Genomic DNA, 15,214 nt, shown 5'->3' on the forward strand with positions numbered 1-15,214 from the left:
CTATCTTTTGAATAGCGGGCTTTCTAGTATCTACGTGGTGCCGGAGAGATGAATCGAACACCCGACCTTCTCATTACGAATGAGCTGCTCTACCGACTGAGCTACACCGGCAACGCCCGCGATTATAGCCCGGTGTGGTAGCTGGTCACCCGGTCGACCTCGTTCTTCGAGCCCAGGATGACGCTCACTCGCTCGTGCAGCTTGCCGGGCTTGATGTCCAGAATTCGCTCTTTGCCGTTGGTGGCGGCGCCGCCGGCTTGTTCCACCAGCCAGCCCATGGGGTTGGCTTCGTACATCAGGCGCAGCTTGCCGGGCTTGTTGGGTTCGCGCTTGTCCCACGGGTACATGAAGATGCCGCCGCGCGTGAGGATGCGGTGCACGTCGGCCACCATGCTGGCGATCCAGCGCATGTTGAAGTCTTTGCCGCGCGGGCCTTCCTTGCCGGCCAGGCATTCGTCCACGTAGCGCTTCACCGGTTCGTCCCAGTGGCGCATGTTGCTCATGTTGATGGCGAATTCCTTGGTGTCGGGCGGAATCTGCAGGTTTTCCTTGGTGAGCACGAAGGAGCCTTGCTCGCGGTCGAGCGTGAACATGGCCACGCCGTCGCCCACGGTGAGCACCAGCGTGGTCTGCGGGCCATACACGCAGTAGCCGGCGGCCACCTGCTGGGCGCCGGGTTGCAGAAAGTCCTGCTCGCTCACGCCGGCGCTGCCTTCGGGCTTCTTGAGCACGCTGAAGATGGTGCCGATGCTCACGTTCACATCGATATTGCTGGAGCCATCGAGCGGGTCGAACAGCAGCAGGTATTCGCCCTGCGGGTAGCGGTTGGGCACCACGTAGATGCTGTCCATTTCCTCGCTGGCCATGGCCGCCAGGTGGCCGCCCCATTCGTTGGCTTCAATCAGCACTTCGTTGGCAATGATGTCGAGCTGCTTTTGCACCTCGCCCTGCACGTTCTCGGTGCTGGCCACGCCGAGAACGCCGCCCAGGTCGCCCTTGTTCACGGCCTGGCTGATGCTTTTGCAAGCCCGTGCCACCACTTCAAGAAGCAGGCGGAGTTGCGAGGGAATGTGGCCGTCGACGCGCTGTTGTTCGACGAGGTAGCGGGTGAGGGAGATGCGTTTGGACATGGGGGCTTTCGATCAGTCGGCGAGTGCTCGGGTGACGACTTCGCGCAGGTCATTGCTCAGGTCGGGCTTGGCGGCCACTCGGGCGATGGCTTCGCGGGCGGCGCTGCGGTAGGGCTCGGCCAGTTTCCTCCAGCGGTCGAGGGCGCGGGCGAGGCGGGCGGCCACCTGGGGATTGAAGGCGTCGAGCTCGACCACGCGATCGCTCCAGAAGCGGTAGCCTGCGGCGTCGGCGCGGTGGAAGGCGCCGGGGTTGGCGCTGCAGTAGCTGAAAATCACGCTGCGTGCGCGGTTCGGGTTCTTCAGGTTGAAATCGGGGTGGCTCATCAGCTGGCGCACGGCGGGCAACACGTTGCCACCGTGGTCGCTGGCGCCGGCCTGCAGGGCAAACCACTTGTCGATGACCAGTGCCTCGTGCTTGAAGAGCGCATGGAAGTGCTCCAGCGCTTGTCTGGCGAGCGCATGCTCACTCGCCACCAGCGCGGTGAGGGCGTTGAACCGGTCGGTCATGTTGCCGGCGCTCTGGAAGTGTTGCCAGGCTTTCTCGGGCCAGGCCAGGCGGGTGTCGTCGCGGGCGGCCAGGCACAGCATGATGAGTGCAAGGCCGGCGAGCGCACGGCGCCCGGTGCTGCGCGGATCGGGGCGGTAGGAGCCGTTGTCCTTGTGGGCCTCAAATGCCCACACCCAGTCGTCCTGCAATGCGGTGGCGAGTTGGGCGCGCATGGCTTCGCGCACGGCGTGCACGCGCTGCGGGTCCACCTCGGCCAGCTGCTCGGCGATGTAGGTCTCGCTGGGCAGGGTGAGCACCAGTTCCTTGAAGGCGGCATCCAGACCGGGGTGGCGCAGCACTTCGCGCATGGCGCCCAGAAACGCGCCGTCCAGCGGCTCCTGGGACACCGGGCCCTCGGCCAGAATGGCCTTGAGCGCACGGCGCAACGCCAGGCGCTGGCCGGCTTCCCAGCGGTTGAAGGGGTCGGTGTCGTGCGCCAGCAGCGTCATGAGCTGGGCGTCGGTGTAGTGGCAGTCCAGCACCACGGGTGCTGAAAACCCGCGCATGAGCGAAGGCACGGGCTCGGTGTCCAGGTTCACGAAGGTGAAGCTTTCGCTGGCCTGGGTCAGCACAAATGTGCGGCTGCCGCTCTCTGGCTGGTTCCAGTGGGCCAGTTGCAGTGGCAGTTCGGCACCCTGGGCATCGAGCAGGCCGAGCGAGACCGGGATCACGAAGGGCTCCTTGGTGATCTGGCCCGGCGTGGGTTGGCAGGTCTGGCTCATCGTGAGCGTGTAGCTGCGAGCTGCCGCATCAAAGTGGCCCTCGGCCTGCACACGGGGCGTGCCGGCCTGGCTGTACCAGCGCTTGAACTGCGGCAGAAGGCGGGCGAGCTCGGAGTCCGGGTTGGCGTCGGCGATGGCCTGGGCGAAGTCGTCGCAAGTCACGGCCTGACCATCGTGGCGCTCGAAGTAGAGCTTCATGCCCTTGGCGAAGCCCGCCCGGCTCGTCAGGGTCTGCATCATGCGCACGACCTCGGCACCTTTTTCGTAGACGGTGACGGTGTAGAAGTTGTTGATTTCGGCGTAGCTGTCGGGCCGCACCGGGTGGGCCATGGGGCCGGCGTCTTCGGGGAACTGCGCGGTGCGCAGCACGCGCACGTCTTCAATGCGCTTGACCGCGCGCGCCGAGGGTTCGGCGCACAGGTCCATGCTGAACTCCTGGTCGCGGAACACGGTGAGGCCTTCCTTCAGGCTCAGCTGGAACCAGTCGCGGCAGGTGACGCGGTTGCCGGTCCAGTTGTGAAAGTACTCGTGGCCCACCACCGATTCGATGTTGGCGAAGTCGGTGTCGGTGGCGGTGGCGCTGTTGGCCAGCACGTACTTGGTGTTGAAGATGTTGAGGCCCTTGTTCTCCATCGCGCCCATGTTGAAGTCGGCGGTGGCCACAATCATGAAGCGCTCCAGATCGAGCGGCAGGCCAAAGCGGGCTTCGTCCCAGGCCACGCTGGCGATCAGCGAGTTCATGGCGTGCTCGGTTTTGTCCATGTCACCGGGGCGCACATACACCTGCAGCAGGTGGTTGCCACCGCTGCGCGCGGTAATGCGCTGTTCACGCGCCACCAGTTGGCCAGCGACCAACGCGAACAAGTAGCACGGCTTCTTGTGCGGATCGACCCATTTGGCAAAGTGGCGGCCATCGGGCAACGCGCCTTCTTCCACCAGGTTGCCGTTGGAGAGCAGCACCGGGTACTTGTTCTTGTCGGCGCGCAGCGTCACCGTGTAGCTGGCCATCACGTCCGGGCGGTCCAGGAAGTAGGTGATGCGCCGAAAACCTTCGGCTTCGCACTGCGTGAAGAACGTGCCCTGGCTCACGTACAGGCCCATCAGCTGCGTGTTCTTCTCGGGCGCGCAGGTGGTGAAGATCTCCAGATCGAACGGTTCAGGTCCCTCGGGCAGGCTCTCCAGCACGAGCTGCACGCCTTCGATCTTGAACGAGCAACCCGCGCCGTTGACCAGCACCCGTGCCAGGTTCAGGTCTTCACCATCGAGCCGCAGCGGCCGGGCCGGCACGTCCAGATTGCGGCGCAGGCGCATCTTGTTGAGCACGCGCGTCTTGGTCGGGTCCAGATCGAAGCAGAGGTCGACCGTTTCGATCCAGTAGGCCGGCGCTGTGTAGTCTTCGCGGCGAACCACGGTGGTGGGGCCTTCACGCAATGAACTCATGCCTAAACCCCTTGTTTGAGGGAAGCTTCAATAAAGGGATCGAGATCACCGTCCAGCACCTTCTGCGTGGCGGAGATCTCGACGTTGGTGCGGAGATCCTTGATGCGGCTGTTGTCCAGCACATACGACCGGATCTGGTGACCCCAGCCCACATCGGTCTTGGTGTCTTCCAGTTTCTGCTGCTCTTCCTGCTGCTTGCGGAGTTCGTGGTCGTACAGGCGCGAACGCAGGCGCTTCCACGCCACGTCGCGGTTGCTGTGCTGGCTGCGGCCGTCCTGGCACTGCACCACGATGCCGGTGGGAATGTGCGTCAGGCGCACGGCGGAGTCGGTCTTGTTGATGTGCTGGCCGCCCGCACCGCTGGCGCGGTAAGTGTCGGTGCGCACATCGGCCGGGTTGATGTTGATCTCGATCGAATCGTCCACCTCGGGGTACACGAAGATCGACGCGAAGGACGTGTGGCGACCACCGGAAGAATCGAAGGGGCTCTTGCGCACCAGGCGGTGCACGCCGGTTTCGGTGCGCAGCAGGCCAAACGCGTATTCACCTTCCACCTTGATGGTGGCGCTCTTGATGCCGGCGGTGTCGCCCGCTGTTTCGTCTTCCAGGGTGGTCTTGAAGCCCTTGCGCTCGGCATAGCGCAGGTACTGGCGCAGCAGCATGCTGGCCCAGTCGCAGGCTTCGGTGCCACCGGCGCCCGCCTGAATATCCACAAAGCAGTTTAGCGGATCGGCCGGGTTGTTGAACATGCGGCGGAATTCGAGCTTTTCCACCTCGGCCGCCAGCTTGGCCGCTTCGCCTTCAATGGTGAGCAGGCCGGCATCGTCGCCGTCTTCGCTCGACATCTCGAACAGCTCGGTGTTGTCGGAGAGCTCCCCGGTGAGCCGGTCCAGCACCAGCACCACATCTTCCAGCGACTTCTTTTCACGGCCCAGGTCCTGGGCGCGTTTGGGGTCGTTCCAGACGGTGGGGTCTTCCAGCGCGGACTCGACCTCTTTCAGCTTCGATGCCTTGGCATCGTAGTCAAAGATACCTCCGGAGCTCGACCACCCGGGTGGTCAGGTCTTCGAGCTGGCTGCGGATGGTGTTGCTGCGTTCGGCGTCCATGGGTCTTTTCCTGCGGTGCGTGAATCAAAACCGCGATTTTCTCATGGCAGGCCGCCCGACGCCCGATCAGAAACGCCAGGTGGCGCCCAGCATGAACGCGGCGGTTCCCAGCAGCTGCACTTCCACGGCGGCGCTGGGCGAGATGCGGTAGCCGACCGCAGGCACGATGACCGGCGAGAAGCCGCCCACATTGAGCGGCACCTTGTTCTTGTACTTGCCCACGTAGCCGTAGATGATGCCGGCGGTGGCCGATACGTAAACCTCTGGGTAGCTGGCGAGCACGCCGGGCCAGGTCTTGCCGATGAAGGCATAGGCCGAAGGCTGGCCGAACGAATTGTTGAACAGGCTGAAACCGCAGAAGCGGTCGTTCGGCAGCAGGCGACTCAGGCTGATGGCGTAGACCTGCTGATGCTCTGCATCTTGGGACCAGTGATGGGTGTAGGGCGAGAAGAATGCCTCGTACTTCTGGCCTGTGCCAGCAACAGGCTGGTCGAGCCCCGGACAAAGGGACTCCTGCATGAAGCCGGCGGCGTGAACGGGAGCGGAGAGTGCGGCGCATAGCAGCGCGGCGCACAGCGCGGGGTGGGGTGCTTGCATTTTCTTCAGGGGCATGGCGCCCAAGTATGCATGCAGGGGCGCGCAAGGCGGGTAGCTTCCTGAAACAACCCGTACATCGGCCTGCGGAGCGGCTAGGCGTTCAGAAATTCCTCAATCAGGCGTGCCAGTTCAGCGGGCTGGTCGTGGTGCATCATGTGCCCGGCATCGTTCACCACGGCGTTGCGCAGGTCGGGCACCGCCCGCATGCGTTCGTGGTACTGCTCCAGGGTGAACCGGCCCTTCCACCACAGCGAAAGGCTGTCGTCGCTGGCCGTCACCGACAACACCGGTGCGCTGATGCGGCGGTACAACTCCAGCGTTTCGTCCACACGAAAGAGCTGCGCACTCACCACTTTGTGGGCCGCGTCGCCCAGAATTTCCCATTCGCCCTGCGCATTGGGTGCCGCCCACTGGCGCGCCAGCCAGTCTGCCTTGTCCTGCGGCAGTCGGGGGTTGGTCTTCATCAGACGGCGCGCCACGCCATCGGGTGAGCTGTAGCTCTTCAAGGCGTTTTCACCCCTTCGCAGCGCCTTGATTTCGTCAAGCCATTGGGCATAGCGACCGGGGGCTTGCGATGGCCTGGTTTCGGGCATGCCGAAGCCTTCCAGGTTGACGAGCCGCCGAATGCGTTGCGGCCGCACGCCTGAATAGATCATGGCCACATTGCCGCCCATGCTGTGTCCCACCAGGTCCACTGGCCGTTCACCCACCACCTGGTCAAGCAGGGCGTCGAGATCGGCCATGTAGTCGGGAAACCAGTAGCTGTCGGGCGGCGGCCCTTCGGCCCTGGTGAGGCCGAATCCGCGCCAGTCGGGTGCGAGTATCCAGCGCTCGGTGGCCATGGCGTCCACCACGAACTGCCAAGAGGCCGACACGTCCATCCAGCCGTGCACCAGCACCAGGGGCGCCTGGGTCGTGTCGGGCTGGCCCCAGCTTCGAAGGTGACAACTGAGCTGGCGGATCGGGACAAACTCGCTGCGCGAGGACTTCAGGGCTTGGTACATTCGGCGGATCATAAAGAACAGGCTGGAGACAACCCATGCGCCAGAGTCAAGCCAGAGACAAGCGGGCCGGCCAGGTGGTGAGCGCTTACGAGGCCCTGCATCAAGGCTTTGGCTGGCAGGTGCCCGACCATTTCAACATCGCGCAGGTCTGCATGCGCCGCTGGGCGAGCTCTGCATCCAGTGCAGAAAAAACGGCGGTGATCGGCTGCGCGCCAGACCGCCCCGACCAGCGCCACAGCTACGCCGACTTGCTGGACCAGGCCAACCGCCTTTCGCAGGCGCTCGCCGCGCTGGGTGTGCAGCGCGGTGACCGCGTGGCCATCGTGCTGCCGCAGCGCTTCGAAACGGCGGTGGCCTACATGGCGGTGCTGCAGATGGGAGCGGTGGGCATGCCGCTGTCCCAATTGTTCGGTCCCGACGCGCTCGAATACCGTCTGCACGACAGCGAGGCCGTGGTGGCCATCTGCGACGCCGCTTCCCTGCCCGCGCTGCTCGGCGTGCGCGAAAACTGCCCGCTGCTGCGTTGCGTGATCGGCATCGATGGCGACGGCACGCCTGAAGGCATGCGCGCCGACCTGGACTGGACCTCGCTGCTGGCGCAGGAGGGTGGCGAGTTTGAGCCGGTGAACACACTGGCCGAGGAAGCAGCGGTGCTGATCTACACCAGTGGCACCACGGGCAACCCCAAAGGGGCGCTCATTCCGCACCGCGCGCTCATTGGCAACCTGCCCGGCTTCGTGTGCAGCCAGAACTGGTTCGGTTTCGATCCGTTCAATGCGAAGCTGCCGACGAACGCGGTGTTCTGGTCGCCGGCCGACTGGGCCTGGACCGGCGGGCTCATGGACGCGCTGCTGCCCACGCTGTATTTCGGCCGCCCCATCGTGGCGTGGAATGGCCGGTTTGCGCCGCAGACGGCGTTCGAGTTGATGCAGCGCCACGGTGTGACGCACAGCTTTTTGTTTCCTACCGCTCTCAAGGCCATGATGAAGGCGGTGCCCGACGTGCGTGCGCACTACCGCCTGAAACTGCAGGCGCTCATGAGTGCGGGCGAGGCGGTGGGCGATGCCGTGTTTGCCTACTGCAAGGACCAGCTCGGCGTGACGGTGAACGAGATGTTCGGCCAGACCGAGATCAACTACATCGTGGGCAACTGCTCGCGGCTGTACCCGGCCAGGCCGGGCAGCATGGGCAAGGCCTATCCCGGGCATCGCGTGGCGTTGATTGACGACGAAGGTCGGGAGAGCCCGGCGGGTACGCCAGGTGAAGTGGCCGTGCATCGACTTGATCGCCACGGTCACCCCGACCCGACGTTCTTTCTGGGCTACTGGAAGAACGAAGGCGCGACGCGGGCGAAGTACACCGGCGATCCAGAAAACAGCTGGTGCCGCACGGGCGACCTCGCGATTTGCGATGAAGATGGCTATCTCTGGTACCAGGGCCGCGCGGATGACGTGTTCAAGTCCGCGGGTTACCGCATCGGTCCGAGCGAGATCGAGAACTGCCTCGTGAAGCACCCGGCCGTGGCCAACGCGGCGGTGGTGCCCAAGCCCGATGTCGAGCGCGGTGCGTTGGTGAAGGCTTATGTGGTGCTGGCGCCTGGGCATGTGGGCGACGAGGCGCTGGTGAAGGCTCTGCAGGCACATGTAAAGGGCATGCTGGCGCCTTACGAATATCCCAAGGAGATCGAGTTCATCGCTGCTTTGCCCATGACCACCACAGGCAAGGTTCAGCGGCGGATTTTGCGGTTGCAGGAGGAGGCTCGTGCTTCTCTTGGGGTTCTTAAGGCTTGAACCTCGCGGGCGCATGGGTGTGAGGCGCTCTGTGGAGCGAATGTCCCCCGGCGGCGGGAGGCCGCCTCCTCCTTTATTTCGCTCCACAGAGCGCCTCACACCCATGCGCTGAAGCGGTGTTGGCGCGCAGTCGCTTCGAATGCCAACGAGGGGTTTTGTGAAGGGGTCGCTCTGCGCAGCGAAATTAAGGAGGAGAGGCGGCGAAGCCGACTCGGGGGACATTCGCGGAGCAGAGCGACCCCTTCACAGAACACCGCTCCAGCCGAAGCAAAAACTCAGGCAGCAGCCCGCCGAGACCGCGACTGGTCCCGCGCCACCTCGATGAACTCCAGCACCTCCGCGCGCGGTTGCGAACCGCGCCGCCACACCAGCCCCACATCCACCGTCGGCACGGCATCGCGCAATGTGCGCACCTCCACATGTTCCGCATCCAGCGTCCAGGGCCGGTACAGAAAATCCGGCAGCACCGCCAGCCCCGCGCCCACGCCCACCAGCGAACGCACCGCCTCCAGCGACGAAGTTCGCAACACCGTGCGCGGCTTCAGCTGATGACGGGCCCACACGCTGCGCATCAGCAGCTCGATGCGATCGGCCTGCAGCACCACCAGATCGTGCTGCACACACTCGGCCAGACCCACCTCCGTTTGAGAGGCCAATGGGTGGTCGGCCGCCATCCACACGCGGTTGGGTGAACGCGTCAGCGTCTCCGCCACCAGCGCCTGCGGCTCGCCCAGTGCGTTGCTCACCATGATCGCGATGTCGAGCTCGCCATTGATCAGCAGATGTTCCAGGAAGGGTGGCGCGTCTTCCACCACCTGCAGGTCCACACCCGGGCAGGTGCGCCGGAAACGCGCGAACACCTCCGAGAGGTAGTAGCCCGCCACCAGGCTGGTGACACCGATGGTGATGGCGCCGGCCAGCGGTGTGGCGCCGGGAGACACACCACGTGTTGCGTCGGCCACGGCGCCGATCACGCGCAGGGCCTTCACCTGGAAGCGATGCCCTTCGGGCGTGAGCCGCATGCCCTTGGGGCTGCGCTCGAACAGCACCAGCCCGAGCTCGTCTTCCAGTTCCAGCACGCTTTTGGTGATGGCCGATTGCGCGATGTTGAGCATGCGCGAGGCAGCGGCCACCGAGTCCGATTCGGCCACGGCCAGGAAGTAGCGGAACTGCTTGAGCGTGATGTGGCGATTCATGCTGGTGCGCACCGCCGCAGAACATCGCCCTGTTGCGGTGCAAAAAAGATATGGGTAAACCCTTGATCTCTATTTTCGAGATAGCTTACCGCAGCAATATTGAATTTTGAAAGCGGATCGCCGCTTCCTACGATGCGCTGCTGTCGGCCCGCCGGGCGGTGGGCTGTGTTTGTTGAAACCGTTCTCAACCTGGAAGGTGATCGACCCATGAAACTCGCACTATCCCCCCTGGCCCGCACCGTCGCGGGACTCGTGACGACGGCCCTGGCGCTGGCTACCCTGGCGCCGGCTGCCCATGCGCAATCGGCCCTGAAGAAGCTGGGCAAAGGCGAAGGCCAGGTCGACATCGTCGCTTGGGCGGGCTACATCGAACGCGGCCAGACCGACAAGAACTTCGACTGGGTGACCGACTTCGAGAAGAAGACCAGTTGCAAGGTCAACGTGAAGACCGCGGGCACCTCCGACGAAATGGTGGCGCTGATGAACGAAGGCGGCTTCGATCTGGTGACCGCCTCGGGCGACGCGTCCATGCGCCTCATTGCCGGCAAGCGTGTGCAGCCGATCAATGTGGACCTGATCCCCAGCTACAAGACTGTGGATCAGCGTTTGCAGAAAGCGCCCTGGCACTACGTGAACAACACCCACTACGGCACGCCATACCAGTGGGGCTGGAACGTGCTCATGTACAACACCACGGTGTTCAAGGATAAGCCGCCCACCAGCTGGAGCGTAGTGTTCGAGGAAACCACACTGCCCGATGGCAAGAGCAACAAGGGCCGTGTGCAGGCCTTCGATGGCCCGATCTACATCGCCGATGCCGCGCTCTACCTGATGAAGAAGAACCCTGCGCTGGGCATCAAGGACCCCTATGAACTCAACGAAGCGCAGTACAAGGCTGCGCTCGACCTGCTGCGCGGCCAGCGCAAGCTGGTGGGCAAGTACTGGCACGACGCTTTCGTGCAGATCGACGACTTCACCAACGAAGGCGTGGTTGCTTCGAGCAGCTGGCAGTTCATGGCCAACATCCTGAAGAGCAAGAACCGCCCGGTGGCCACCGTGGTGCCTGCCGAGGGTGCCACCGGCTGGGCCGACACCACCATGATGCATGTCGACGCGAAGAACCCGAACTGCGCCTACATGTGGATGGAGCACTCGCTCAACACCAAGCTGCAGGGTGATCTGGCGGCCTGGTTCGGATCGGTGCCTGCGGTGCCGGCCGCCTGCAAGGGCAACAAGCTGCTGGGCGATCAGGGTTGTGCGAACCAGGGCTTCAACAGCTTCGAGAAGATCTCGTTCTGGAAGACGCCCACCAGCAAGTGCGCTTCACAGAACAACGCTTGCGTCCCCTATCACAAGTGGGTTTCCGACTACATCGCTGTGCTGGGCGGTCGCTGATCACATGACGGTTGCTGTCACGCTGGAGGGAGTGTCCTGCGTGTTCGGCAGCGGCGCACAGACCGTGCGCGCTGTCGATCATGTGGACCTGACGATTGAAGGAGGGGAGTTCTTCACCTTGCTCGGGCCCTCGGGTTCGGGCAAGACGACCTGCCTGCGGATGATCGGGGGCTTCACGCTGCCCACCTCGGGGCGCATCCTGATCGGGGGCCAGGATGTGTCGCACCTGCCGCCCTACGCGCGGCCGGTGAACACGGTCTTTCAGGACTACGCGCTGTTCCCGCACATGAACATCCGCGACAACGTGGCCTACGGCCTGATGGTGCAAGGCGTGGAGAAAGCGCAGCGCCATGCGCGCGCGGAGCAGATGCTGGATTTGGTGCGGCTCTCGGGTGTGGGCACGCGCCGGCCGGGGCAGCTTTCAGGCGGGCAACGACAGCGCGTGGCGCTGGCGCGCGCACTGATCAACCAGCCGCAGGTGCTGCTGCTCGATGAACCGCTGGGCGCACTCGATCTGAAGCTGCGCGAGCAGATGCAGACCGAGCTGAAAGCCTTGCAACGGCAACTCGGCATCACCTTTCTCTTCATCACGCACGACCAGCATGAAGCTCTTTCCATGAGCGACCGCATCGGCGTGTTCAACAACGGCCGGCTGGAGCAGGTGGGTGCACCGCAGGCCATCTACAACAAGCCTGCCACGCGCTTTGTCGCCGAGTTTGTGGGCGCGGCCAATGTGTTCGATGGCGCGCGGGCGCACGAGATTGCCGGCGTGGACAGCGTCATGCTGCGGCCCGAGCGCATTCGCATCGGTGCAGCGCCGCAGGCTCGCATCAGTGGTGCAGTGATAGACGCGCAGTACTTCGGCTCGTTCTCGCGTGTTCGGGTGGACTGGTCGGGCGAAGCGGTGGCGGTGGACCTCAATCCCGAGTTGCACCCGGTGCTGCCCATGGCCGGCGACACCGTGCACCTGCACTGGCAGGCCGATGCGGTGCACACGCTGGCTGGACCCGGGGCGCCTGCATGAACCTGGTCATGCCCGCGCCAGCGCCCGTGCCCCGCGCGGGGCTCCTGCGCAAGCTCTCTGATCTGCTCTACACGCGCCGGGGTCTGCTGCTGGCTGCGCTGCTCGGGCCGCCGTTGCTGTGGTTCGGCGTGATCTACCTGGGATCGTTGTTCGCGCTGCTGGCCAACAGTTTCTTCACGCTCGATGAGTTCTCGGGTGTGGTGGATCGTTCAAAACTTTCGCTGAATAACTTCCGCGAGCTGACCGACCCCGCCAATGTCGATGTGGTGCTGCGCACGGTGGGCATGGCCATCAGCGTCACGCTGGCCTGCGGGGTCATTGCATTTCCCATCGCTTACTACATGGCGCGCTATGCGCGCGGCTCGCAGAAGGCCCTGCTCTACATCGCGGTCATGCTGCCGCTGTGGTCGAGCTACCTGGTGCGGCTTTATGCGTGGAAGCTGCTGCTGGCCAAGGAAGGCGCCATTTCCTGGGTGCTGGCCGAGGTGCACATGACCTGGCTGCTCGACGCGCTGCTGTCCACACCCGGTATCGGCGGCAACTCGCTCTCGTTCTCGCGGCTGGGCACCTTCATCGTCTTCGTCTACATGTGGCTGCCGTTCATGATCCTGCCGATCCAGGCCGCGATCGAGCGCATTCCCGGTTCGCTGCTCGAAGCCTCCAGCGATCTTGGCGCGCGCGCCGGCACCACGTTCTGGAAAGTGATCTTTCCGCTCGCCATGCCGGGCATTGCCGCCGGTTCCATCTTCACTTTCTCGCTCACGCTGGGCGACTACATCATTCCGCAGGTGATCGGAGACTCCACGCTGTTCATCGGGCAAGTGGTCTACCGCCAGCAAGGGGTGGCCGGCAACGTGCCGTTCGCTGCGGCGTTCTCGCTTGTGCCCATCGTGGTGATCGGCATCTATTTATGGATCGCCAAACGGCTGGGGGCCTTCGATGCGCTCTGACCCCAACCGCGCCGGCTGGGGCTTGAAGGTCGCCACCTGGGCGGGCGTGTTGTTCCTGCACATTCCGCTTGCGCTGATCATCCTGTACGCCTTCAGCGCGGAGGACAAAAGCTATGTGTTCCCGCCACCGGCGCTCACGACGCAATGGTTCGCCGCTGCATGGGAGCGCGAAGATGTGTGGGCCGCCATCGGCCTGTCGTTCAGGGTGGCGCTGGTCTCGACCGCCCTCGCCATGGTGCTGGGCACACTGGCTGCGGCAGGGCTCGCGCGCACCCGCTTCTTCGGCCGCGATGCGATCTCGCTGCTGCTCATCCTGCCGATTGCATTGCCCGGCATCGTCACCGGCATCGCGCTGCGCACCGCGTACCACACCGCCGAGATCCCGTTCAGTTTCTGGACCATCGTGGTGGGCCACGCCACCTTCTGCGTGGTGGTGGTCTACAACAACGCGGTGGCACGGCTGCGGCGCACCAGCCCTTCGCTGATCGAGGCCTCCATGGACCTGGGTGCCGACAGCTTCCAGACCATCCGCTACGTGATTCTTCCGCAGCTGGGTTCTGCCTTGCTCGCCGGTGGCCTGCTGGCGTTTGCGCTGAGTTTCGACGAGGTCATCGTGACCACCTTCACCGCTGGCCAGCAGACCACGCTGCCGATCTGGATGCTGCAGGAACTCATTCGCCCGCGCCAGCGGCCGGTGACCAACGTGGTGGCCGTGGTCATCATCGCGCTCACCTTCGTGCCCATCCTCGCGGCGTACTACCTCACGCGCGCCGACGAACAACCGGGTTCACGCTGAACCCGAACCCTTTCACCCAACGGAGACCACCATGGGAAAGACCCCCGACTTCCAGGCCCCGGCCCTGCACACCGAGTTGTTCATCGACGGCCAGTTCGTGGCTGGTGAGGGCGAGGCCGAGCGCGTGCTCAACCCGGCCACGGGCGAAGTGATCGTGCAGGTGCCCGAGGCCTCCTTCGAGCAGATCCACAAGGCCGTGCTCGGCGCCAGCCGGGCGTTCGACAGCTGGAGCGAGACCACGCCAATGGAGCGATCGCGCCTGCTGCTGAAAGTGGCCGATGCGATTGAGCAGCGCGCCGAGCAGTTTGCGCGCCTCGAATCGCTCAACTGTGGCAAGCCGTATGCGCGCGCACTGGAAGACGAGATTCCTGCCATCGTCGACTGCTTCCGCTTTTTTGCCGGTGCGGCCCGCTGCATGACGGGCTCCGTGGCGGGCGAGTACTTGGCCGGCCACACCAGCATGATCCGGCGCGACCCGGTGGGCGTGGTGGGGTCGATCGCTCCCTGGAACTACCCGCTCATGATGGCCGCCTGGAAATGTGCGCCGGCTCTGGCGGCTGGCAACACCGTGGTGCTCAAGCCGAGCGAGCAGACGCCATTGACCACGCTGTTGCTGGCCCGTGTGGTGGCCGACATTCTGCCCAAGGGTGTGTTCAATGTGGTGTGCGGCCGAGGTCCGAGCGTGGGCCAGCCGCTGGTGGAGCATCCCCTGGTGCGCATGGTCTCGCTCACCGGCGATGTGTCGACCGGCCGCAAGATTCTGCAGACCGCCACCGGCACCTTGAAACGAACGCACCTGGAGCTGGGCGGCAAGGCGCCGGTGCTGGTGTTCGACGACGCCGACATCGACGCCGTGGTGGATGGCATCCGCACCTTCGGCTACTACAACGCGGGGCAGGATTGCACAGCGGCTTGCCGTCTGTACGCAGGCGCCAAGGTGTACGACCGGCTGGTGGCCGACCTCAGCAGCGCGGTAAAGACCATTCAGATGGGCACGCAGGACGAGGCTGGCGTGGAGTTGGGTCCACTCATCAGCGACCGCCAGCGCGACCGCGTGGCCAGCTTCGTGGAACGCGCCCAGATGGTCGGGCACATGGAGGTGACCGCGGGGGGAAAAATGCGCGCGGGGAGCGGCTTCTTCTACGAGCCCACGGTGATTGCCGGTGCCCGGCAGGACGACGAGATCGTGCGCCGAGAGGTGTTTGGCCCGGTGGTGTCCGTGACCCGCTTCACCGATCCAGAGGAAGCGGTGACCTGGGCCAACGATTCGGAATATGGGCTGGCGTCATCGGTGTGGACGCAGGATGTTTCTCGTGCGTTCAAGGTGGCTCGCAAGCTGCAGTACGGCTGCACCTGGATCAACACGCATTTCATGCTGGTCAATGAAATGCCCCACGGTGGCATGAAGGCTAGCGGCTACGGCAAGGACATGTCGATGTACGCGCTGGAGGACTACACGGTTGCTCGGCATGTGATGGCCAGGCTGTAAAGAAAAAACCCGGCAGTTGCCGGGTTT

At 64.3% G+C, this 15,214-nt stretch carries 12 protein-coding genes and 1 tRNA gene; 6 read left to right on the top strand and 7 right to left on the bottom strand.

The window, feature by feature from the left end; genetic code table 11:
- Positions 1–35: 35 nt before the first annotated feature.
- The 6 genes from CAP37_RS03985 to CAP37_RS04010 form a co-directional block, all read right to left on the bottom strand.
- Positions 36–111 (bottom strand) — tRNA-Thr (locus CAP37_RS03985).
- Between the two features lie 11 nt (positions 112–122).
- Positions 123–1,130 carry a class 1 fructose-bisphosphatase gene (locus CAP37_RS03990; protein ID WP_086122980.1) on the bottom strand — a complete coding sequence of 336 codons (1,008 nt, stop codon included), beginning with the start codon at positions 1,128–1,130 and terminating at the stop codon, positions 123–125.
- Positions 1,131–1,142: 12 nt separating this feature from the next.
- The gene (gene pepN / locus CAP37_RS03995) at positions 1,143–3,839 is read right to left on the bottom strand and encodes an aminopeptidase N (RefSeq protein ID WP_179190126.1); all 2,697 of its coding nucleotides are present in this window, start codon (positions 3,837–3,839) and stop codon (positions 1,143–1,145) included.
- 2 nt (positions 3,840–3,841) lie between these two features.
- Positions 3,842–4,946 (bottom strand): peptide chain release factor 2 gene (gene prfB / locus CAP37_RS04000; RefSeq protein ID WP_143435875.1). Its coding sequence is split into 2 segments (ribosomal slippage): positions 3,842–4,864 and positions 4,866–4,946, totalling 1,104 coding nucleotides; the frame shifts between segments, so codons are not numbered across the junction.
- 66 nt (positions 4,947–5,012) lie between these two features.
- Complete coding sequence (locus tag CAP37_RS04005) at positions 5,013–5,543, bottom strand: hypothetical protein (RefSeq protein ID WP_218776821.1); 531 nt, start codon at positions 5,541–5,543, stop codon at positions 5,013–5,015.
- A gap of 92 nt (positions 5,544–5,635) precedes the next feature.
- Positions 5,636–6,547, bottom strand: coding sequence for an alpha/beta fold hydrolase (locus CAP37_RS04010; RefSeq protein WP_086122982.1), 912 nt, complete (start codon positions 6,545–6,547; stop codon positions 5,636–5,638).
- Positions 6,548–6,582: 35 nt separating this feature from the next.
- Between CAP37_RS04010 and CAP37_RS04015 the strand changes: the two genes are divergently transcribed.
- A complete protein-coding gene (locus tag CAP37_RS04015) occupies positions 6,583–8,337 on the top strand; it encodes an acyl-CoA synthetase (RefSeq protein WP_086122983.1) in 1,755 nt (584 codons plus the stop codon).
- Between the two features lie 275 nt (positions 8,338–8,612).
- Here CAP37_RS04015 and CAP37_RS04020 read toward each other — a convergent pair whose 3' ends face one another.
- A complete protein-coding gene (locus CAP37_RS04020; protein ID WP_143435877.1) occupies positions 8,613–9,533 on the bottom strand; it encodes a LysR substrate-binding domain-containing protein in 921 nt (306 codons plus the stop codon).
- A gap of 207 nt (positions 9,534–9,740) precedes the next feature.
- On the opposite strand from CAP37_RS04020, the gene CAP37_RS04025 reads away from it, so the two are divergent.
- Genes CAP37_RS04025 through CAP37_RS04045 form a run of 5 tightly spaced genes read left to right on the top strand, consistent with a single transcriptional unit; the run spans position 9,741 to position 15,187 of the window.
- The gene (locus CAP37_RS04025) at positions 9,741–10,928 is read left to right on the top strand and encodes an ABC transporter substrate-binding protein (protein ID WP_086122985.1); all 1,188 of its coding nucleotides are present in this window, start codon (positions 9,741–9,743) and stop codon (positions 10,926–10,928) included.
- Positions 10,929–10,932: 4 nt separating this feature from the next.
- Entirely contained in the window at positions 10,933–11,952 is a 1,020-nt protein-coding gene (locus CAP37_RS04030; protein ID WP_086122986.1) for an ABC transporter ATP-binding protein, read from the top strand.
- Positions 11,949–12,902 (top strand): ABC transporter permease, encoded by a 954-nt coding sequence (locus tag CAP37_RS04035; protein WP_086122987.1) that lies wholly within the window; start codon positions 11,949–11,951, stop codon positions 12,900–12,902. The genes CAP37_RS04030 and CAP37_RS04035 overlap by 4 nt, the downstream gene beginning before the upstream one ends.
- Positions 12,892–13,698: an ABC transporter permease gene (locus CAP37_RS04040; protein WP_086122988.1), complete on the top strand. Its 807-nt coding sequence runs from the start codon at positions 12,892–12,894 to the stop codon at positions 13,696–13,698. Before CAP37_RS04035 ends, CAP37_RS04040 begins: the two co-directional genes overlap by 11 nt.
- A 31-nt stretch (positions 13,699–13,729) precedes the next feature.
- Positions 13,730–15,187: a gamma-aminobutyraldehyde dehydrogenase gene (locus CAP37_RS04045; RefSeq protein ID WP_086122989.1), complete on the top strand. Its 1,458-nt coding sequence runs from the start codon at positions 13,730–13,732 to the stop codon at positions 15,185–15,187.
- The last annotated feature ends 27 nt before the right edge of the window (positions 15,188–15,214 follow it).

It is taken from the genome of Hydrogenophaga sp. IBVHS1 (genome assembly GCF_002127265.1).
GTDB lineage: Bacteria > Pseudomonadota > Gammaproteobacteria > Burkholderiales > Burkholderiaceae_C > Hydrogenophaga.